Below are 19,793 nucleotides of genomic sequence, written 5' to 3' on the forward strand. Positions count from 1 at the left end.
TGGTGCCATGAAAGGTTGTTTTGGGATGTGCGTTGGTCGCTTTATCACCGCCATATTGATCAGCGTTTCTGGTTCGTCGTTGTCGGCGGTTACGCCTGTCGAGCAAATGCCGTTAGCAGCATACGAACATGCGCAAACTTTGGTGCGACTGACTGATGGTCGACGCGTAAATTTACTGTGCATCGGACAGGGTTCGCCTACCGTAGTCCTTGAAGCTGGGGGTGGCGACGACAGCCTTACCTATCGCATCCTGCAGGCGCACGTCGCTCACTTCACTCGCGTGTGTAGCTATGACCGCGCGGGCATGGGCTTCAGCGATCCTTCGTCTCATCGTAGTAGCGCGGAGTACGTGCTTCAGGATTTGCATGAACTATTGCGCCAAGCCGGCATTCCACTGCCTATCGTGCTGGTTGGCCACTCCGATGGTGGTCTTTACGCCAGCATGTACGCATCGCGCTGGCCGGATGACGTCGCCGGGATGGTGCTGATTGATCCCTTTCAAGTTGGCGCAGAAAAAAATGCCGAACGCGTTCTTACGCCCGCTCAGCTCAAAGCCTGGCTGGCCGATGATCAAAAGGACATCGCCCAAGCGAGGAGATGTCTTGCGTTAGCTCAGTCCGGAGAATTGAGCCGAAACTCCCAAAAACATCGGGACTGCTTGGACGAACCGGCCAATCCTGATCCCGCATTACATCGCTTGCTCGACGAGCAAATGGCGCGACCGGGCGAAGCGGCCGCCAATCTGACCCAGCTGCTGGATACCTATCCACCCGCTGAGGGCGGCATGTCACCGGCAGAAAAGCTGGCGATACAAACGCCACTGAAGATGGGCAACAAGCCACTGATCATTCTGGATGCTACGCATGAACAGTTTGACTACGGGCAAGATCTGCAAGATCGCCTTCTGCTTGCGATGTGGCACGCCCAAGACGCTGCTATCGCCTCCTCTACCCGCGGTCGCCGAATCATTGTTGACGGCAGTACCCATTACATCCACCAAGAAAGGCCGGAGCTGGTAGCGCAGGCCATTCATGACGTTATCGACGAGGCGCGTTGCAGTCCACATATTGACTGTGCGGCTACACACTGAGATTGGACAACCCTGTATGTCGCGTGCCAATTGGTGGAAACAGCCTGCTTCCGACCCGAAGCTGCCACTTGAGGCGCGAGACTTTTAAAGACAATAAATCGTCGCCTAAAAGCCGCCCAAAGCCACCAGCTCTGCCATCGAGTTGCTCACCGAGCTACGCCTGCCTCCTCAATGAAAGGATTCACAATGGACAGTCGATGTGGCGGCACGCCCGCTGCAACCCAGATGCCTTCGGCTACGGGCTCTTCATCGTGGCTTTGAGCAACCTCAAGGACGATCGGAGCACCCTTTCGCTCGCCTACGGCCATGGCCTCCTCGGCAACATTAGTCAAATGGACCATGCGCCGCTGCATTGGCTTCAGGCCGTCCTCAACGATCGCGTCCAGCGCAGACCAGCTAGAACCATGATAAAGAGAGGTTGGTGCGCCTACCTTGACGCCAGCGTCGATGATCACGTCTAGGGAGTGACCGTAAAGAGCTCTGATGCGACCGTCTTGAACTTCGAATCTTGGCTCGCCAGGATGCTCAGCGACAGCCAGCAAGTGGCTCGAATCTACCTTAAGCGCGAGCGCCAAGTCTTCCATGGACGCGAATCCGGCTTTATCGATAGGAATGCCGCTGTTGGGGCCGTTGTGGCGAAGCTGGTACGCCATTGCCTTGCTTAGCCGCCGATGGTCATGGCTCGGGACAGCCTCCATGGTGTCCTTCTGTTCGATGCGCGAGAGCGCCTGAAGTAGTTCTCGCGCCAATCCCTGCGTTGCAGCATCTCCGCAATCTACGAGCAGCCCGCAGAGCTCCCGCGCGTGGCGCCGCAAATGCTTCCCAGCCTCCTTTTCGGTCCCTAGGCGGAGAGCGCGGGTGAGGGCGAACCATCCGTATGCGGCGGTCAAGGCGGATTTGCCAAGTGAACTCCCCATGCGATTTAGATATCGCTCCATGATTGCTAACCGCCTGTGCCAGCCGTCTAGGTTTGCCGTTACTAGGGCATTATCTTCAATTAGTTGAGCGATGTCGTACCCAATGGGGACGAAGTCGCTGGACTCAAAGTCAATGGCTACGATTCGTCCTGCTGGGTCCACGATCCAGTTGGACGCGTGACCGTCGCGCTTCCGCACCAGCGGGAGATCACCAGGAAAAAGGATGCGCAGAGAATCGACAAAGCGCTCAGCCTGTTGCGGTTCAAAGAGGGTTCTGGACCACATCTTCAGGTAGTTCTTCAGCGGCCGCCATGCTGATTTTCCTGGCGGGGGACTACCAGCGACGCGATGGAAGATTGCTAGGAGATCCGCAATCGAGTCGAGTACATTTGATGCCTCTTCCGAAGACAGTTCGCTCACCAATCGTCCAGCGGCTCGTTGAGAGACGTGAACCCACCGCCGTTCATCGTCAGATGCGACCTCAACGATCGCAAGCGAGCGAGGCACGGTGAACAGGGTTGCATCGCCCTGATTAGTGATCTCTTTTCTCAGTGCACTCAGCATTGATGCTTCGTGTTCGGCGTTGGCTTTGGTCGTTTGCTTAAAGACAAACGTCTCAGACAGAAATCCCCTCGCGTCTGCAACAACGAACACTTCGTTACGTCCACCTAAATTAGAACGTGCGTAGTTCGGCGAACTCAGTGCAAGTGTTGCGGCCTCACGCCAATTTTCAGAAGTAGAAGAATCTTCCCCGCCAGAGCGAGTGGCAAGATAGTCCCGTACTCGTGCAATCCCGATTCGCGGAAGCGACCAGGTGGGATAGGTAACAGTAAGCGCATCGAACACATCTTGGGCAAGGCGCGCCAGATTCAGATTTCCGGTTCGCTTCGCGGTCGACAGCGCCGCCGCCCCGGCCTCCCATTGCGCGTGCCTATTATACGAGGCGTTATCAGAGAGCCAACCCGTGATCTCTACGTACCGAGAAAGGTCGCTCGGCTCAAGAAAATCAGCCGGACCGTCGACCATCACTCGTAGAAACTGCGCACTCAGCGCCGCTGCAGGCACGGAATTTCGGCTGGTTCGAAGCCGCTCAAGTCCATTGATCACGCGCCTTATCGCCGCCCAAAGTTCGGAGGATGGCCTTGTAGTCATTAAAGCAAGCAATCCCTTCGGGATGGCCATTGATCTAGCGGGCATTGCTAGCCGCCCCTCTTCGGCCTCAGCAATCAGGGTGGAGAGAACACTGCAGCGAGTCTCTTCAACACTGCCTCTGAGGTAAGAACGAGTGAGCTTCTGCTTCGCGACTTCCAGATGAAATTTAGCGCTACTGGCTTCAGACTCGGAGAGCAGTGCCAGCCGGTATCGAGCCTCCGCCTCGGCGGGTTCCGATCCCCTCAAAATTCGCGGATTCTCCGAAAGAAGATCCAGCGCATCCTGCAATAGCTGGGTGTCGCCAGTTTGATCGAATTGCAGAACAAGAAGTTCAAGTCGATAGGTAAGCGTCTCTGGCTTCAAGTTCCCGAGAGCCATCGATTCTTTGGAGTACGACAGGGCTCTTGAAACCGCCTCAGGCGATACGTTGACCCAGCGCCCGATCATTGCAACTGCTGTTGCATATTTGCCAGTGGCTATCCGCCTCGTTGAGTCCGTAAGTAGCGGACTTTCGATGGAGAACCGAAACTCCGAGAGGGCTGCTCGGAATCGCGCAATGGCTACATCGATCTCGTGACCCGCAAAACTATGCTTAGCGTCTTCGTACAACGCACCAGCTGCTCGATGCGCAATGTTCGCCAATGATTTTGAGAACCCAAGCTTGATAGCATCCAATGAAGCCTTCATGTTGGCAGGCTTTCGGCGCACGTGCTCAAGTATCAGCAGCAATACCGGCGCGGGGAGGTCTACACGCTCCTTGAGTACCTTCCACCACATCTCTGCTGCGGCCGCATGACCGTCAGCGTCAATGAGTGTGCGCAACTTCGACAGCCATGGAGAGTTGGTGAACCAACTGGTTGAGGGCGCTGAGCCGAGGTAGGCAAGTGTAGTGAAGCTTTCTCCCAGATTCGGTGCCCACGCGTTCAGCGCACTAGAGATCTCATCAGTTGGCGTCATGGCCATCTCTCTTCCCACGAACCGGGGCAATTCTATGAGCATGAATCATAGCGTAACGGGGCGGGTTTCTAGATGTAGCCGACGCTCTCACAAGGGCATCTGGCTAACAGAATTCGATCCCGTTAACGCGGACGCTTTAAAGAAGAACGTGGGTCAAATACATGTCTTCTCGAATGACTGTTCCTGGCCGATTTCGGACACTGAAAAACGTATCTTACTCAGACTAATCGAATCGCAGCCGCTACCTTGCGATGTTTCCCTCAATCCCCGACACGCACGGCGTGCCGCTCGGCCAGCAACGCCGCCACATCGGCCAGCGATAATCCGCGCGCCCGTAACACCACCGTGAGATGAAAGATCAGATCCGCCGACTCGCCCAGCAGTTCGGCATCGTCTTGCACGACAGCAGCCAGCGCTGTCTCGACGCCTTCTTCGCCGACTTTCTGAGCCATACGGCGAATGCCGCCTTCGAACAGGCTGGTCGTATAACTACCTTCGGGACGTTCGGCGTGGCGTTGTGCGACGAGCGCGTCGAGTTCGGCCAGGAAGCCGATCGGGGGGCGCACGTCGGCGCTGTCGCCGAAACAGCTGGACGTGCCTTCGTGACAGGTCGGGCCATGCGGCTCGGCCTGGATCAACAACGTGTCGGCGTCGCAGTCGATGCGTATGGATTTGAGGGTGAGCATATGGCCGGAGCTTTCGCCCTTGGTCCACAGGCGCTGCTTGCTGCGACTGAAGAACGTGACGTGGCCGCTGGCTTGCGTGTGCGCCAGCGCTTCGGCATTCATATAGCCGAGCATCAGCACTTCGCCGCTGTGCCAGTGCTGCACGATGGCGGGAAGCAGACCGTCGCCCTTGGCCCAGTCGAGGCGGCTCAGGTCGGTGTTGGGATCGTTGGTCATTGATATTCCTGTTCGAGCGTGTGGCATCGGTCGGGCCTTGGCCGTGAGTGCGGGTTGCGCCGGCGTGCACTTCGACTCCACTCGCCATGCGAGTTACGCTCAGTGAGAACGGGGTTTTGAGGACGGAGTTCGAGGTTGACGCTTCATCGCTCTTCCCAGCTCAGTACTTACAGCCGTACCGCCACGCCTTCGGCGCGCAGATACTGTTTGAGTTCGGGAATGGCGATGGCGCCGGAGTGAAACACGCTGGCGGCCAGGGCGCCGTCGACATCGGCTTCGATAAAGGCATCGCAGAAATGCTCGGGCGTACCCGCGCCGCCGGAAGCCACCAGCGGCACGTGGCATACCGCCCGCGCCACGGAAAGCTGCTCGAGGTCGTAACCCTTGCGCACGCCGTCGCTGCCCATGCAGTTGAGAACGATCTCGCCCGCGCCGCGCTGCTGCGCTTCGATCATCCAGTCCAGCGTTCGGCGCGCCAGCGCCTGGGTCTTGTTGGGGTCACCCGTATATTGCCGCACGTGCCATTCGCCGTCGGCGTCGCGCAGCGAATCGATGCCGACCACCACGCACTGCACGCCGAACGCGGCGGCCAGTTCGTCGATCAACGCCGGGCGCTCCAGCGCGGGCGAGTTCACCGAAATCTTGTCGGCACCGGCGTGCAGCACCGCGCGCGCTTCATCGACCGAGCGTATGCCGCCGGCGACGCAGAACGGGATGTCGATCACGCGCGCCACCCGCTCGACCCAGCCGCGATCGACAGTACGGCCCTCCGGGCTGGCGGTGATGTCGTAAAACACCAGCTCGTCCGCCCCCTCGTCGCGATAGCGCAGCGCCAGATCGACGATTTCGCCCATCACGACGTGGTCACGAAACTGCACGCCCTTGACCACTTGCCCATCGCGCACGTCGAGGCAGGGAATGAGGCGACGACTCAGCATGCCAACGCCTCTTCCATGGTGAAGCGCGCTTCGAGCAGCGCGCGGCCGAGTATCACACCCTTGGCGCCCGCTTCGCGCGCCGCGCGAATGTCGTCCAGCGAGCGCACGCCGCCAGACGCCTGGACGGCCAAATCCGAAACCGTTGCTGCCAGGTGGCGATACAAATCGAGATTGAAGCCGGCCAGCATGCCGTCGCGGTCGATATCCGTACACAGCAGATGCCGCGCACCCTTGCCCGCGTACCACGGCGCCAGCTCGTCCAGCGTGCGCGTTTCCATCTCGGTCCAGCCGGCGCTGGGCAGCGCCCAGCGGCCATCGACCTGACGCGTGTCGAGCGCGATAGTCAGCTGTTCGGCGCCGTAGCGGGTCAGCCAGTCGGCGACGAGTTCGGGGTCGCGAATGGCCACGCTGCCGAGCACCACGCGACTCACGCCTGCGCTGAACAAGCGCGCGAGATCGTCCTCGCTGCGCACGCCGCCGCCGGCCTGAATCCGCATGCCGTCTGCGGCGATCGATTCGATCACGGCGAGGTTATCGAGATTGCCGGAGCGCGCACCGTCCAGGTCGACCAGATGCAGCCACTGGGCACCCGCCGACGCGTAGCGCTGAGCCAGCTCGCGCGGGTCGGCTTCGTACTTGGTCTGCTGCGCGTAGTCGCCCTGCTTCAGGCGCACCACCTTGCCGCCGCGCAGGTCGATGGCGGGAATCACGTTCAAACTCACGGCATGCGTACTCACAGGCTGAGGAAATTCTTGAGCAGCTTGGCACCCACAGCGGCGGAGCGCTCGGGATGAAACTGCATGCCATGGAAATTATCGTTAGCAATGACTGACGAAAACTCGCCGCCGAAGTCGGTCGTCGCCAGAGAGTAATTGCCGGGTGGCACCGCGTAGCTGTGCACGAAATAGGCACTGTCATCGTCGCCGAGCCCTGCCAGCAGCGCGTGAGGCTGGCGACCGACCAGGCGGTTCCAGCCCATGTGCGGCACGCGCAGTCCGGGCATATCGTCGAACTGGCGCACGACGGCGGGAACGACGCCGAGGCACTCGGTATCGCCCTCTTCCGAATGGGTGCAAAGCAGCTGCATGCCCAGACAGACGCCGAGCACGGGCTGAGTCAGGTTGCGCATCACCTCGACCAGATCCAGCTCGCGCAAGCGCGCCATGCCCGGACCTGCCGCGCCAACGCCGGGAAGAATCACCTTGTCGGCCGCACGAATCGTTGCCGCGTCCGAGGTCAGCTGGGCATCCACGCCCAGGCGCTGCAGCGCGTAGCGCACTGAACCGATATTGGTACCACCGGCATCGACCAGCACCACGCTCATTACAGGGTGCCCTTGGTGCTGGGCAGTTCGCTGCCCTCGCGGCGAATGGCCTGACGCAGGGTGCGCGCAAAAACTTTGAAGCAGCCTTCGACCATGTGGTGCGCGTTGTCGCCGTGCACGCTCAAATGGAGATTCGCACCCAGCGTCTCGCAGACGGAGCGGAAAAAATGCGGCACCAGCTCGGTCGGCACATCGCCCACGCGCTCGCGCGGAAAGCTGCCGTCGAAGACGAAGTATGGACGTCCAGACAGATCCAGTGCCGCGACCGCAAGCGACTCGTCCATGGGCAGTGTGAAGCCGTAGCGACCGATACCGCGCTTGTCGCCCAGCGCCTGCTTCAGCGCCTGACCCAGCGCGAGCGCGGAATCTTCCATCGTGTGGTGCTCGTCGATATGCGTGTCGCCTTCGCAGCGAAGCTCCAGCGCAAAGCCGCCATGCTTGCCGATCTGCTCCAACATGTGATCGAAAAAGCCCAGACCGGTGTGCACCTGCGGATCGGCCACGCGATCCAGGTCGACATTGACGGTGATGCGCGTTTCCTTGGTGTTGCGCACCACGCTCGCCGTGCGCGGCGCGTCGAGCAGCTGATGCGCCACCGCATCCCAGCTAATGCCCGCAGGCCCCACGCGAAACCCGCGGACGCCCAGATTCTCGGCAAACTGCAGATCGGTTTCGCGGTCGCCCACCATCGCCGATGCCGCGCGGCTCCAGTCGTCGCTGGCGAGGTAGTGGCGCATCATGCCGACCCCGGGCTTGCGGGTGTCGAGATGCTGATACGGAAAGCTGCGGTCGATCAGGATTTCCTGAAAGCGAACGCCCTGCGAGGCAAGGATGCGCAGCAGCAGTTCCTGCGGTCCGGCAAAGGCGGCTTCGGGAAAGCTGTCCGTGCCGAGTCCGTCCTGGTTGGTCACCATCACCGGCTGATAACCGGCGGCGACGAAGCGCTGCAGCGCGGCGATCACGCCGGGCAACAGCGCAAGTTTCTCGAAGCTGTCGATCTGCTCATCGGCAGGCTCTTCGATCAGGCAACCGTCGCGATCGACAAAAAGAATCTTGCGGCTCATCGTGGTTTTCCTACAGCCAATGCGTCGGCGACATCCCGGCTATCCATCGCCGGACTCGTCAGTACAGCCAGCACATTCTCGTTCTCCTGCGGCGTGCCGATGGTGATGCGCAGCGCGTCGCCCAGATTCGGATAGCGGCGGACGTCTCGCACCACGATGCCCGCGGCCAGCAAGCGCGCGTAGACAGCGTGCGGATCATCGAAACGCACGGCCAGAAAATTCGCCTGCGACGGCAGCACCTCGCGCACGCCAGCGAGCTGAGACAGCGCCGCCTTCATGACGTCGCGCTGCTCTCTCACGGTAGTCAGATGCTCGCGCGCGCTCTGCTGACCCGACGCAGACAAGGCAGACAACGCCGCCACCACGCACGGCGACGGCAGCGGATACGGCGCCATGATCTTGCGCAGCAAGGCAATGATGCCCGGCGAGGCCAGCAGGCTGCCGATACGCGCGCCGGCCAGCGCCCAGGCTTTGGACAGCGTGCGCAGCACGGCAAGGTTTTCGTGGCGATCGAGCAGCGCGATCGCGCTGTCGGCGTCGGCAAATTCGATATAGGCCTCGTCGACGACAAGCAGTGCGCGATCGGACAAGGCCTGCGCCAAACGTTCGATGTCGGCGCGCGGCACGATCTGTCCTGTCGGATTGTTCGGCGTGCAGACAAACACCAGCTTTACGGCCGGCGTTACCGCCGCCAGCAGGGCATCGACGTCCAGGGTGAAGTCGTCTCTTAAGCCCACCTCGATCACCGCGGCATTCTGCGTGCGCGCGCAGACCGAATACATGCCGAAGGTCGGCGGCTGGATAAGGATCGCGTCCTCGCCGGCGCGGCAGAACGCGCGCACCAGCAGGTCGATCGCTTCGTCGCTGCCGCGACCGACCAGCAGCTGTTCGCGACGCACGCCATAAAGCGTCGCCAAGGCGTCGACCAAGGCGGCCGGCTGCGGTTCCGGGTAGCGGTTGCAACCGACTCCCGCATCGCCCTCGGGCAGCCACGACGATTCGTTGGCGTTGAGCCATATCCGGCCGCCGCTGGCCTCCATGCGCGCCGACGAGTAAGGCTGCATTGCGCGGATTTCCGCCCGCGCGAGATCGAGCACGCTCATGACGTTCGCCCTGCGGCATCGCCGCCCAGCACGGCCAGACGCATCGTCACCGCGCGGCGATGGGCCTCCAGCTGTTCGGCGGCGGCCAGCGTCGCGGCGCAGGGGCCGATTGCGCGCAGGCCGTCGGGCGTCACTTCCTGCACCGTGATCTGTTTCTGGAAACTCGCCACCGATACGCCGCTGTAGCTGCGCGCGTAGCCGTAGGTCGGCAGCACGTGGTTGCTGCCGCTGCAGTAGTCGCCGACCGACTCGGGCGTCCACGCGCCGAGGAAGATCGAGCCGGCGCTGTCGATGCTTTCCAGCAGATCGCGCGGCTGCTGCACCTGCAGAATCAGATGCTCCGGCGCATAACGATTGCTGACCTCGATGGCCTGCGCCAGCGAATCGACCTTGATCAGCCGGCTCTGCGCCAGCGCCTGTGCGGCGATGGCGTTGCGCGGCAGCGCCGCACACTGGCGATCCACTTCACCAGCGACCATGTCGAGCATGTCGGCGGATGGGCTGAGCAGAATCACCTGCGAATCCGGCCCATGCTCGGCCTGCGACAGCAAATCGGCGGCGACGAAGGCCGGATCGGCTTCCGCGTCGGCGATGACCAGCACTTCGGAGGGGCCGGCCGGCATGTCGATGGCCGCGCCGTCCGGATCGCCGGACACCTGCAGCTTGGCCTCGGTGACCCAGGAGTTGCCCGGGCCAAACAGCTTGTCGCACTTGGGCACACTGGCCGTGCCGTACGCCATGGCGGCAATGGCCTGCGCGCCGCCAAGCTTGAATACCTTGTGCACGCCGGTGAGGCGCGCCACGTACAGCACCGCCTCGTCGCAGCGGCCGTCCGCGCGCGCCGGCGAGCACAGAACGATCTCGCGACAAGCGGCGATGCGCGCCGGCACGCCCAGCATCAGCGCGGTCGAGGGCAGCGGCGCGCTGCCCGCCGGCACATACAGCCCGACGCGGCTGATCGGGCGCAGCACCCGCTCCACCCGCACGCCGGGGGCCGTATCCACGCTCACCGGCTGCGGCGCGGCGGCGCGATGGAACGCCTCGATGCGACCGGCCGCTTCCTGAATCGCCTGTTTCAACGCCGGATCGAGCGCGGCCTCGGCCTGATCGAATTCGGCTTCGGTGACTTGGATGGCATCCAGCGTGCAGCGGTCGTACTTCTGACTCAGCTCGAGCAGGGCCGCGTCGCCGCCGGCGCGTACGCTGGCGATGATCTGCTCGACGCCACGGCGCAGATCGTCCGCGCGGGATTGCGCAGGCCGCGCAAGGGCGTCGCGACGCCCTGCCTCGTTCAGCGCGCTCCAGTCGAGCCGCTTCATCGGCGTCGGTTCGATGGCGATGGGATTTGCGAAAGCCTTGTTCATGACAACCTTGCTCATTACGACGTGATGATGGATAGCTTACGCAGACCGCAAACGCGGGTCAGGCGAGCATTTTCTCGACCGGCAGCACATACATTTCGCGCGCGCCGGCCTTCTTGATTTCTTCCAGCTGACGCCAGCTCACTTCGCCGGCGCACAGCGCCTGCAGCATCAGCTGATCGGGCTGGCCAGCGACAGCAAGCAGCGTGGGCTGCGGGCCGCCGGGCAATAGACGGGTGATCGCCTCCAGCGAGCTGCGCGAGGTCTGCAGCAGCAGCAGGCGCGATTCGCGCACCTGGATCACGCCGTCCAGACGCTTCAGCAGCAGCTCCAGCATGTCGCCGCGCTCGTCGATCGGCAGCGTCAGCGGGCCGGCCAGCACGGCCTCGCTTTCCAGCAGCACCTCGGCCTCGCGCAGCTGGTTGGCGACCAGGGTGCCGCCGCTCTGCACCAGATCGCAGATCGCATCGGCGGTGCCGAGCTTCGGCGCAATCTCGACAGAACCCGACAGCATGATCACGCTGGCGTTGACGGCATGCGTACGCAGCCATTCGCCGAGCAGACCCGGGTATGACGTGGCGATGCGCTCGCCCTCCAGCGTCTGCGGGCCCTGGTAATCCAGCTCCTGCGGCACGGCGATCGACAGGCGGCAGCGGCCGAAGCCGAGCGGGCGCAGTTCATTCAGCGGCGCGGCGTCACGCCCAGTTGTAAGGCGGAACTCGTCCAGCACGTTGCGGCCGACGATGCCGAGGTCGCACACGCCCTGCGCGATCAGCCCGGGAATATCGTCATCGCGCACCAGCAGCAGATCCACCGGCTCGCCTTCGCCGAAGCAGAACAGCTTGTCGCGGCTCTGCCGGAAACTGAGGCCGCAGCGGTTGAGCAGCTCCAGCGCCGGCTCGGTTAGCCGTCCGGATTTCTGCATTGCTATACGAAGTCGATCACGCTGTTTCATGCCCTGGCCTTTTTTGCTGTCTGCGATTGACGCCGCGCCGCCCGCGCTGCCGCCGCCAGGTAACCGCCGTTGCCTTGATTGAGATAGCGCGCCACCCGTCCGATGGTGGTGATGCTGACGGCGGTGCGCTCGTGGATTTCACGGTACGAAAGACTTTCCAGCAGGTACGGCACCACGCGCCAGCGATCCACCAGCACCTCGAGCTCTGCCGGCGTGCACAAATCGGTGAGGAAAGCGCCCATCTCGTCGGCGTTCTTCAACGACAGCAGCGCCTCGCACAGGCTCAGCTTGGCGGATGCGTCAGGTGTCTCTGGATCAAGCGAGCGGCGCTTCATAACGTACTAATGCGTTAATACAATAGTTGGATGATACATGCCGGAATAGTCTGCCGCAAACCGCGTGATTGATTTGCGCAGGGCAGCGTCCAGGCTTTACGGACCCGCTGCTCGCCAAACAAAAACCCCCGCAAAGGCGGGGGCTTTCGTCAAAGCTGGCCGGGGAAACTCAGGCCGACTTTTTCTTCGGCGCGGCCTTCTTGGCGGCAACCGGCTTGGTCACGGTCTCTTTGGTACCGACCACAGCAGGCGCTGCACCGTGAGCACGGGAATTGCCGTAGCTGCCGCGGTAGGTCTTGCCACGACGGGTCTTGCGATCGCCCTTACCCATGGGAACTCCTTACGAATGATTGAATGGCTGGCCGAACATCATAGCAGCGCGGGCGCAAAGCGCCAAAGTCAGAGATGGCCGTGACCCACGCAGCCCGCGGCCCGATCGAAACATTCACCGTCAGGATCGACCTGCACTGTCACGTGCTGGATATTGAAACGCTGCAGCAGCAGCTGGTTGATGGCCAGCAGCGCCTGGGCGCTCTGCGCGGGCTCATGCAACTCGGCGTGCAGGGTCGCCATGCGGGAGCCCGAGGCCAGCTGCCACACGTGCAGGTGGTGGATATTGCGGATCGACGGGTGCGCGCCGCGCAGCGAGGTTTCCACTTCAGCGCAGTCCATGCCGTCGGGCACGCCTTCGAGCAGGATATGCGCCGACAGTCGCAGCAGTCGCCACGCGCTGTTGAGGATCAGCAGCGACACCAGCAGCGACAGCACCGGGTCGGCCCACAGCCAGCCCTTCCAGCGGATCGCCAGCGCCGCCAGCACCGCCGCCACCGAGCCCAGCAGATCGCCCAGCACGTGCAGGCTGGCGCCGGCCAGGTTGACGTCGTCATGCGCGTGGCCGTGCAGCATGCGCAGCACCACCACGTTGATCAGCAGGCCGAAAATCGCCACCACGAACATCACGCCGGAAAGAATCTCGCCCGGATGCATCAGCCGGGTAATCGCCTCATAGATGATCCAGCCGACCAGCACGAACTGGCTCAGCGCGTTGACGAAGCCGATGAGCACTTCCATCCGCCCGTAACCATAACTGCGCCGCGCGTCGGCGGGCTTGGTCGCCATCCACGCGCCAACGAATGCCAACAGCAGCGCCAGCGAGTCGACCATCATGTGGCCGGCATCGGCCAGCAAGGCGAGCGAACCGGACCACAGGCCGCCGAAGACCTCGGCGATCATCATCACGGTGGTCAGCGCAAAGGCGAACAGCAGCTTGCCGCGGCGACGGCTGCCCGGATCGCCAATATCGCTGACGCCATGCTCGTGGTGATCGTGCGAATGCGCGTGGCCCGAAGCGTGGGCGTGCGCGTGATCGTGGGAATGAACGTGGGTTGTACTCATGCGCACATGCTAGGAACGGCTGGCGCCGTTACACAATTACTTTGACCGCGCATGAGGCAAATCAGTGCGCGCATTGCGGGCCATGCACATGGCCCGCGTGGCTGCGCCGGCGATCGCTGCGCAGGTTGATGAAATGCGAGCTGGCCACCAGCAGACCGCCAATCGTCACCAGCACGCTGTGCACGATAATCGATATGCCTTCGGCCCAGGTCACGCCGAAAATCAAAAGCAGCAGACCGGGCACGGCCAGCATCAGCGGCAGCGCACGGTGGTGGCGGCGATAGCCGATGATCAATGCAACCAGGGCGAGTGCGCAGGCGAAGAAGACAAAACCACGTTCGAATCGATGATCGGCGAGAAACTGCAGGCCGATCAACGGCAGCAGCGCCAGCACGAAGGGCAGCGCGGCGCAGTGGATGGCACAAAGGAACGACGCCGTCGCGCCAACACGATCGGCCAGATGCCACCAGCGGGATTTAGTTGCCTGATCGGAATTCATAGGCCTGGACCAAGCGTCACCCGGGGGGCGGCTTGTGCTCGGTCACTCAATGTTACTTTATAACATTGGCGAAATCCACACCCTATGGCAACCCTGCCAACGTGCGCATCAGGCGGTGCGGCAGGCCTTGCAGGTGCCGTGGACTTCGAGCGTCTGCGCCTGCGGCTTGAAGCCCATGGCCTTGGCCTGCGCCTCGATCAGGTCCGCCACGCGATCGTCGCAGACCTCCTGCGCACTGTCACAGCTGTCGCAGATGAGAAACGGCACCTGGTGCGCCTCCGCCGGGTGATGGCAGGAAACGAAGGCATTGATCGACTCGAGCTTGTGGATGAAGCCGTTTTCGAGCAGGAAATCGAGCGCGCGATACACCGTGGGTGGCGCCGCGTTGCCGTGCCGCTCGCGCAGTTGGTCGAGCAGATCGTAGGCCTTGACCGGCTTGTTGGCCGCGGCAACCAGCTCCAGCACTTCTTTTCGCAGCGGCGTCAGGCGCAGGCCGCGCTCTTCGCTGGCGTGTTCCACCGCGCGCACGAAGTTCTCCGCATCGTGCGGATGCGGATGATGGGCGTGCGGGTTGGCGTCATGGCTCACGGGCTTACCTCGTTGGCGGATCATACATCCCCGGCGATTACGCCAACGGGATGCTTCTACAGCGGCGGCGGCTCCGCGCGCGGCTTGGATTTGGGCCGAATCAGGATCACGATCCAGCCGATCGGGCCCAGCGCCGCAGCCCATACGATGCCTTCAACCGTGCGACCGCGAAACCAGCCGAGCACGGCACCGACCACGACAAAGGCCACGCTCCACCAGAACATGGCTGCCCACGGCATCAGATTCAACAGGTTAAGAACTATCTGGAAAAACGCGTCGGGCGCATCGGGGTCGACGCCCTGAGAGGCTTTGGCGAGCAGCTCATCCATGCCGATACAAACAAGTCATCGACATGAATGTGACTTAACCCTGCGCCCGGCTGATAGCCGCATCGATGCGCTTGAGCGCCTCGGCGCGACCGGCCAGATACAGCGTGTGGTCGATCGATGGCGATACCTGCGTGCCGGTCAGCGCCACGCGCAGCGGCTGCGCGATTTTGCCCATGCCCAGTTCGAGCGTGGCGGCAATCTGCTCGATCACCTGGTGAATCGGCTCGGGCTTCCACTCGCATTCGGCCAGCAGCGTTTTCGCCTGCTGCAGCACCGATACCGCGGTGTCGTTTTTCAGATGCTTGGCGACCGCCTTGTCGTCCCACGCGACGATCGGGCCGTACCAGATCATCGCCTTGTCGACCATTTCCTTGAAGGTGTGCACACGATCGCGCAGCGCCACGATCACATCGGCCGGCGCCGGACCGTTCGACGTGTCCACGCCGGCGCGTGCCAGATGCCAGGCGAATTCCGGCGCCAGGGTCTGCGGATCGTCGGTCTTGAGGTAATGCTGGTTGAGCCAGGCCAGCTTTTCGGTATCGAAGCGCGAGGCCGCCTTGTTGACGTCGGCGATATCGAACAGCGCGATCATTTCGTCGGTGGAAAAAATCTCCTGATCGCCGTGCGACCAGCCCAGACGCACCAGATAGTTGAGCAGGGCGTGCGGCAGGAAGCCGTCGTCGCGATACTCCATCACGCTGACCGCGCTGGTGCGCTTGGAGAGCTTTTTACCCTCCTTGTCCAGAATCATCGGCAGGTGCGCGAACTCCGGCACCTTGGCGCCCAGCGCGTGATAGATGTTGATCTGGCGCGGCGTGTTGTTGACGTGGTCGTCGCCACGAATCACCTCGGTGATGCCCATGTCGATATCGTCGACCACCACGGCAAAGTTGTAGGTCGGCCAGCCGTCGGAGCGGAAGATCACCAGGTCGTCCAGCTCGGCGTTCGCCCACTCGATGCGACCTTTGACCTTGTCGTCGAACACGACCGAACCCTCGGTCGGATTCTTGAAGCGGATCACGCGGTTCGGATCGTCGCGCAGAGGTTCATTGCGCTCGCGGTAATAGCCGTTGTAGCGCGGCTTCTCGCCCTTGGCCATCGCGGCCTCGCGCATCGCTTCGATCTCGTCCTTGCTCTCGTAGGCGTAGTAGGCCTTGCCGGCCTTCACGAGGTCGTCAGCGACCTGCCGGTATCTCTCCAGCCGCTGGGTCTGGTAGAACGGGCCCTCGTCGTGATTCAGGCCCAGCCACTGCATCGCATCGAGAATGGCCTGCACGGCGGCGTCCGTTGAGCGCTCGCGATCGGTATCCTCGATGCGCAGCACAAACTCGCCGCCGCGGCGGCGAGATTCCAGCCAGCAGTAAAGTGCAGTGCGTGCCCCGCCGATATGTAAAAAGCCGGTCGGGCTGGGGGCAAAGCGGGTGCGTACGGTCATCGTATTCAAACTATGGGGAAATCAGAGCGTGGATTTTAGCCGATACCGGAGCGATAACCGGCGAAAAGAGCGTGGCATGCGTCGGTTGCGCCATCGAAGCGGCGTGGTGTCTGTGGCCTTGCTGGCAGGATGGATGTTCGTGGTCGCGCCCGCGCATGCAGACAATCCCGGCTATGACCGGCCCGGCTACGGCTTCACCCCGGTCGTGCTGGGCGCGGGCGACTTCACGCTGGAACAGGGTTTTCCGGACTGGAGTCGCGATCACCAGAGCGGCGTGAGCAGCTCGCAGTACACCACCGACACCCTGCTCAGGCTGGGCATCGGCGGCCCGTTCGAGCTACAGCTGGGCGGATCGGCTTACGACTACCTGCACGAAAGTGGCCCCGGCCTCAACGACAGCAGCCACGGCCACGGCGACACCAACCTCGCGGTGAAATTTGCGCTGCCCACCTCGAGCAAGATTTTCAGCTGGGGTCTGCTCGCCAGCGTCGAATTCACCGATGGCTCGAAAGCGTTTCGCAACGACCAGAATCAATACCTTCTGGGCGCGCAGTTCAACCTGCAGGCCGATGAAAAAAATTCGCTCGGCGCATATCTCGAAGACGTTCGCGCCGCAGGCCGCGACAGCACCACGGTGGCGTTCAGCGACAACTACAGCGTGAGCAAGACGCTGACGGTTTATGCCGAAACCGCCTTTCTGCATGCGCCTGACGAGGGCAGCGGCGCGGTGGCGGGTGCTGGTCTGGCGTGGCTGGTCACGCCGCGCGTGCAGCTCGACGCCGGCTTCGACCATCGCGTTTCCGGCAGCGCCTCCGAGTGGCAGACCAACCTCGGCGTGTCGATCTACTTCGGCCGCTGATCGAACGCGGTGCATGCGGACATAGCATGCACCGCGTCGTGATCACTTGACGTGGATGGTGATCTTTTTCGACACCAACGGCGGATCGAACGGAATATGGTTTTCATCGCCCATTTCGAGCTGCAGCGTGTGCGTGCCGGGCGTCAACTTCAACGTCGTCTCGGTCTGACCACCGCCGAAGTGCAGATGCGTTTCGTCCTTGGGAATCGGCTGGCCGGCGGTCGGCAGGTCCTTCACGTCGACCAGCAGGTGGTGATGGCCGGTTTTCTCCTTATCGACGCCGGCCGGCGCCACGCCCATGCCCTTCAGGCCGAACTCGACGGTCACGTTCTGACCCACGGTGGCGCCATTTTTCGGCGAGATGATGTAGACCTCGGCACCGCTGGGCGCCTTGGTGGTGGGCAGACCGGGCGCATCGGCGGCGATCGAGGCACCGGCAAAGCCGGCGACGGAGAGAGCGAGAGCGAGCAGTACGCGTTTCATCGGTGCACTCCACATGGGCGGGCAGCCAGTGTAGCCACGACCACCGCTTAAACGCATGCCGGCGAATTGACGCTTGCGCAGCTGCAGTCACCACAACGTCATGCGGCCGCCACGTTGACGCAACGCGACCGGGCCAAAGTGCGCCAACACCATAGGGAAACGCTCATGCGCATCGGCATCGTCAGCGAAACCTATCCGCCCGAGATCAACGGCGTGGCGCTCACCGTGCACAGCCTCGCCGCCGGACTCGCCGCGCGGGGCCACAGCGTCGACCTCATCCGCCCGCGCCAGCAGCAGCCGCATCCGGACGAGCCCGGCATCGACGTGCTGAGCGTGCGCGGCGGCGCCCTGCCCCGTTATCCAGGCCTGCGTTTCGGACTGCCGGCGGCGCGCACCTTGCGCCAGCACTGGACGCAGCAGCGGCCCGACGCCGTCTATGTCGCCACCGAAGGCCCGCTCGGCTGGTCGGCGATGCGCACAGCCAAGTCCATGGGCATTGCGCTGAGCAGCGGTTTCCACACGCGTTTCGACAGCTACGCCGATCATTACGGCGTGGGCCTGCTCACGCCACTGGTACGCAGCTACCTGCGTCGCTTTCATCAGCGCGCGGCGGCCACGCTGGTGCCCACCGAGGCGCTGGCCGGCGAACTGCACGCGATGGGCGTCGACAACGCGCGCCTGCTGCGCCGGGCAGTCGATACGCAGCTGTTCCACCCACGCTATCGCGATGAGACGCTGCGCACGTCGTGGAGCGTCGACGCCGGCACACCGGTGGTGCTTTACGTCGGGCGCATTGCGGCGGAAAAAAATCTCGCGGTCGCCGTGCAGGCGTTTCGCGCGATCCAGCAGCGCGTGCCGCAGGCGCGTTACGTGTGGGTCGGCGACGGCCCCGAGCGCGCGTCGCTGCAGGCGGCCAACCCGGACTTCATTTTCACCGGCGTGCAGCGCGGTGAGGCGCTGGCGCGGCATTACGCCAGCGCCGACCTGTTTCCGTTTTCCAGCCTTAGCGAAACCTTCGGCAACGTGATTCTTGAAGCGCTGGCCGCGGGCCTGCCGGTCGTCGCGTTTGCCGAAGGCGCCGCGCGCGAGCATCTGATCGACGGCATCAACGGCTACTGCATCGAGTCCGGCAACAGCGCCGCCTTTATCGATGCGGCCGCCAGGCTCGGCAGCAACCCGGCGCTTATCCGGCACATGGGCCGCGCCGCGCATCTGGGCATGGCCGGCCTTTCGCCGGATGCCGTCATCCGCGATTTCGAAAACCTGCTGCGTGATCTGGCCGAGGAGAACGCTGATGCGTCTGTTGCCGCTGTTTCGCACGCCTGAACTCAATTCAGCGCTGACGCCGGAACTCACCCTCGGCCCGCGCTTCCCGCTCGATGGTCGCGTCTGCGTCGCGGCCAATCGCTGGGGTGCACGACGCGCGGTCGGATTATTCTTCGGCGCCGTCAGCCGGCTTGGTGACGGCGTGTTCTGGTATGCGCTGATGGCGGTGCTTGCCGTGATCGGCGGCAGGCATGGTGCATTCGCTGCCATCCATATGGCCTTAACCGGACTCACCGCGCTGCTGCTGTACCGACTGCTGAAACGCTGGACCCGTCGACCGCGTCCCTATCGCGTGTGCCCTGGCGTGATCGCGCACGTGCCGCCGCTGGACGAATTCAGTTTCCCCTCCGGCCATACGCTGCAAGCGGTGAGCTTCAGCGTCGTGGCGATCAGCTGGTTTCCCGCGCTGGCGCCGCTGCTGATCGGCTTCACCTCGCTGATCGCCGCGTCGCGGGTGATTCTTGGCCTGCACTACCCCAGTGACGTGCTGGCGGCGATCGGCATCGGCTGCGGTTTGGGCGCGGCGTCGCTGTATCTCGCGCCGTGGCTGTTCGCTATCGCGTGAGCCGACCGACGTTGCGTCCTGGTCAATCCATCGACACGCTGTGACAAGTCTCTTTGAAGTCAGGCAGATAGCTAAGTTGTCCACAGGCTTTAAGCCGCTCGCTCCACAATCGCTGTGGAAAACTTCGTCCTCGCCGCCTGTTGGAAGCTGATCAAATGCTGAGCAGTACGTAGCAAGTGCTTGATCCATAAACGACAAAGCCTGCTTGTCCACAGG

Annotated in this window: 21 protein-coding genes; 4 read left to right on the top strand and 17 right to left on the bottom strand. The window is 62.9% G+C overall.

Annotation, left to right across the window (positions count from 1 at the left end):
• The first annotated feature begins 7 nt into the window (after window positions 1–7).
• Complete coding sequence (locus ACDK93_RS12450) at window positions 8–1,090, top strand: alpha/beta fold hydrolase (RefSeq protein WP_458069008.1); 1,083 nt, start codon at window positions 8–10, stop codon at window positions 1,088–1,090.
• Window positions 1,091–1,236: 146 nt separating this feature from the next.
• Here the strand turns inward: ACDK93_RS12450 and ACDK93_RS12455 are convergent, their stop codons facing one another.
• The 16 genes from ACDK93_RS12455 to gltX all read right to left on the bottom strand — a co-directional run bounded on the left by ACDK93_RS12455 (window position 1,237) and on the right by gltX (window position 16,344).
• Window positions 1,237–4,116, bottom strand: a complete 2,880-nt coding sequence (locus ACDK93_RS12455; RefSeq protein WP_458069010.1) for an RNA 2'-phosphotransferase — start codon at window positions 4,114–4,116, stop codon at window positions 1,237–1,239.
• 260 nt (window positions 4,117–4,376) lie between these two features.
• Entirely contained in the window at window positions 4,377–5,018 is a 642-nt protein-coding gene (hisIE, locus tag ACDK93_RS12460; protein ID WP_458069012.1) for a bifunctional phosphoribosyl-AMP cyclohydrolase/phosphoribosyl-ATP diphosphatase HisIE, read from the bottom strand.
• Between the two features lie 167 nt (window positions 5,019–5,185).
• Entirely contained in the window at window positions 5,186–5,956 is a 771-nt protein-coding gene (gene hisF, locus ACDK93_RS12465; protein WP_458069014.1) for an imidazole glycerol phosphate synthase subunit HisF, read from the bottom strand.
• Entirely contained in the window at window positions 5,950–6,678 is a 729-nt protein-coding gene (gene hisA / locus ACDK93_RS12470) for a 1-(5-phosphoribosyl)-5-[(5-phosphoribosylamino)methylideneamino]imidazole-4-carboxamide isomerase (RefSeq protein WP_458072450.1), read from the bottom strand. Before hisA ends, hisF begins: the two co-directional genes overlap by 7 nt.
• An 11-nt stretch (window positions 6,679–6,689) precedes the next feature.
• A complete protein-coding gene (gene hisH / locus ACDK93_RS12475) occupies window positions 6,690–7,280 on the bottom strand; it encodes an imidazole glycerol phosphate synthase subunit HisH (protein WP_458069016.1) in 591 nt (196 codons plus the stop codon).
• Window positions 7,280–8,344, bottom strand: coding sequence for a bifunctional histidinol-phosphatase/imidazoleglycerol-phosphate dehydratase HisB (gene hisB / locus ACDK93_RS12480; protein ID WP_458069017.1), 1,065 nt, complete (start codon window positions 8,342–8,344; stop codon window positions 7,280–7,282). Before hisB ends, hisH begins: the two co-directional genes overlap by 1 nt.
• A complete protein-coding gene (gene hisC, locus ACDK93_RS12485) occupies window positions 8,341–9,447 on the bottom strand; it encodes a histidinol-phosphate transaminase (protein ID WP_458069019.1) in 1,107 nt (368 codons plus the stop codon). The genes hisB and hisC overlap by 4 nt, the downstream gene beginning before the upstream one ends.
• A complete protein-coding gene (hisD, locus tag ACDK93_RS12490) occupies window positions 9,444–10,766 on the bottom strand; it encodes a histidinol dehydrogenase (RefSeq protein ID WP_458072451.1) in 1,323 nt (440 codons plus the stop codon). Before hisD ends, hisC begins: the two co-directional genes overlap by 4 nt.
• Window positions 10,767–10,869: 103 nt before the next feature.
• Window positions 10,870–11,763: an ATP phosphoribosyltransferase gene (gene hisG, locus ACDK93_RS12495; protein WP_184505886.1), complete on the bottom strand. Its 894-nt coding sequence runs from the start codon at window positions 11,761–11,763 to the stop codon at window positions 10,870–10,872.
• Window positions 11,760–12,098, bottom strand: coding sequence for a YerC/YecD family TrpR-related protein (locus ACDK93_RS12500; RefSeq protein ID WP_179480323.1), 339 nt, complete (start codon window positions 12,096–12,098; stop codon window positions 11,760–11,762). The genes hisG and ACDK93_RS12500 overlap by 4 nt, the downstream gene beginning before the upstream one ends.
• A gap of 169 nt (window positions 12,099–12,267) precedes the next feature.
• Window positions 12,268–12,429 carry a 30S ribosomal protein THX gene (locus tag ACDK93_RS12505; protein ID WP_458069021.1) on the bottom strand — a complete coding sequence of 54 codons (162 nt, stop codon included), beginning with the start codon at window positions 12,427–12,429 and terminating at the stop codon, window positions 12,268–12,270.
• A gap of 68 nt (window positions 12,430–12,497) precedes the next feature.
• On the bottom strand, window positions 12,498–13,493 hold the full coding sequence (locus tag ACDK93_RS12510; protein ID WP_458069022.1) for a cation diffusion facilitator family transporter: 996 nt from the start codon (window positions 13,491–13,493) through the stop codon (window positions 12,498–12,500).
• A 61-nt stretch (window positions 13,494–13,554) separates the two neighbouring features.
• Window positions 13,555–13,992, bottom strand: coding sequence for a MerC domain-containing protein (locus ACDK93_RS12515; RefSeq protein WP_458069023.1), 438 nt, complete (start codon window positions 13,990–13,992; stop codon window positions 13,555–13,557).
• A gap of 108 nt (window positions 13,993–14,100) precedes the next feature.
• Window positions 14,101–14,604, bottom strand: coding sequence for a transcriptional repressor (locus ACDK93_RS12520; RefSeq protein ID WP_458069024.1), 504 nt, complete (start codon window positions 14,602–14,604; stop codon window positions 14,101–14,103).
• A 32-nt stretch (window positions 14,605–14,636) separates the two neighbouring features.
• On the bottom strand, window positions 14,637–14,909 hold the full coding sequence (locus tag ACDK93_RS12525) for a hypothetical protein (RefSeq protein WP_458069025.1): 273 nt from the start codon (window positions 14,907–14,909) through the stop codon (window positions 14,637–14,639).
• Window positions 14,910–14,943: 34 nt separating this feature from the next.
• A complete protein-coding gene (gltX, locus tag ACDK93_RS12530; RefSeq protein ID WP_458069027.1) occupies window positions 14,944–16,344 on the bottom strand; it encodes a glutamate--tRNA ligase in 1,401 nt (466 codons plus the stop codon).
• A gap of 76 nt (window positions 16,345–16,420) precedes the next feature.
• Between gltX and ACDK93_RS12535 the strand changes: the two genes are divergently transcribed.
• Window positions 16,421–17,203: a transporter gene (locus ACDK93_RS12535; RefSeq protein WP_458069028.1), complete on the top strand. Its 783-nt coding sequence runs from the start codon at window positions 16,421–16,423 to the stop codon at window positions 17,201–17,203.
• A 42-nt stretch (window positions 17,204–17,245) separates the two neighbouring features.
• On the opposite strand, the gene ACDK93_RS12540 is transcribed toward ACDK93_RS12535, so the two are convergent.
• Window positions 17,246–17,686: a DUF4399 domain-containing protein gene (locus ACDK93_RS12540; protein WP_458069029.1), complete on the bottom strand. Its 441-nt coding sequence runs from the start codon at window positions 17,684–17,686 to the stop codon at window positions 17,246–17,248.
• Between the two features lie 165 nt (window positions 17,687–17,851).
• On the opposite strand from ACDK93_RS12540, the gene ACDK93_RS12545 reads away from it, so the two are divergent.
• Window positions 17,852–19,012, top strand: coding sequence for a glycosyltransferase family 4 protein (locus ACDK93_RS12545; protein WP_458069030.1), 1,161 nt, complete (start codon window positions 17,852–17,854; stop codon window positions 19,010–19,012).
• Window positions 18,981–19,577, top strand: a complete 597-nt coding sequence (locus ACDK93_RS12550) for a phosphatase PAP2 family protein (protein ID WP_458069032.1) — start codon at window positions 18,981–18,983, stop codon at window positions 19,575–19,577. Before ACDK93_RS12545 ends, ACDK93_RS12550 begins: the two co-directional genes overlap by 32 nt.
• Window positions 19,578–19,793: the final 216 nt, after the last annotated feature.

This window comes from Rhodanobacter sp. BL-MT-08 (assembly GCF_054161255.1).